Here is a 394-nt window from a genome sequence, read left to right on the forward strand (position 1 = left end):
CGTTCTTCTTGCGCACCATGCCGCCATAGAACAGCGCCAGACCCGGTATGGTCATCATCAACACCAGCGCGGTTGAAGTCAGCATCCAAGCCGTATCGCCCGTATCGAGGGTTGGTGTCGGTGCGGCGTCCTGCGCCATTGCCGTTCCGGCCATGGCGACGAGCGCAGGCAAGGTAGCCAGAAGGGCCGTTTGCTTGTTTCTTCCTGTTATGAGCATCGAATATCTCCGTCGAAGGGCGGCTTCAAACGCGGCTGCGCTGGAAAGACCGGTTCAAACAGAGAGAAACAAAATTCATGCCAGTTGGCGGAGGCCGGCAAATTAACTTCAAATTTTGTGGCATCGGCGCGGCTTACGGCGAAATTCCGGGCCGAGGATAAGCGTGGTTTCGGACCG

1 protein-coding gene is annotated in these 394 nt (G+C 57.4%); it reads right to left on the minus strand.

Going from position 1 to position 394, the window contains the following annotated elements:
* Window positions 1-207: 207 nt before the first annotated feature.
* A partial coding sequence (locus R0J92_RS21880) for a hypothetical protein (protein WP_411053192.1) occupies window positions 208-394 on the minus strand: 187 nt, incomplete at its 5' end.

This window comes from Tritonibacter sp. SIMBA_163 (genome assembly GCF_046535935.1).
GTDB classification, from domain to species: Bacteria; Pseudomonadota; Alphaproteobacteria; order Rhodobacterales; family Rhodobacteraceae; genus Epibacterium; species Epibacterium scottomollicae.